This is a genomic window from Nocardioides malaquae (assembly GCF_015070385.1).
Classification (GTDB): Bacteria; Actinomycetota; Actinomycetes; order Propionibacteriales; family Nocardioidaceae; genus Nocardioides; species Nocardioides malaquae.
This window is the reverse complement of sequence record NZ_JADCSA010000967.1, coordinates 1-245: the sequence shown is the minus strand read 5'-3', so window position 1 is coordinate 245 and position 245 is coordinate 1. Positions and strand designations below refer to the sequence as shown.

The 245-nt window shown below is 34.3% G+C and carries 1 protein-coding gene; it reads right to left on the bottom strand.

Features of this window, described 5'->3' with window-relative positions; translation table 11 throughout:
* Positions 1-63: 63 nt before the first annotated feature.
* On the bottom strand, positions 64-245 hold a 182-nt coding region (locus IEQ44_RS17435; protein WP_227487703.1), incomplete at its 5' end, for a hypothetical protein.

The following is a 245-nucleotide window of genomic DNA, read 5'->3' as shown; positions in this document are numbered from 1 at the left end:
ATGTTGCCCAGGGTAATATATCACAATATGGTTGTCTTTTGTGATATATTGTGCAGCCCTAAATCAAAGCGGGTCTGTGGAAAGCAATTGGTCACGTGACAGTTCCCCTTGTCCATAAACAGAGCCATGCCAAAATAATTGAATATTGTGTAAAAGTAAATTTTCTTCTGTAAAATATAAAATAAAATAAAATGAAACTTTCATATATTCGCGATTCATTGTGCATTCAGTGAAATACCATGGTC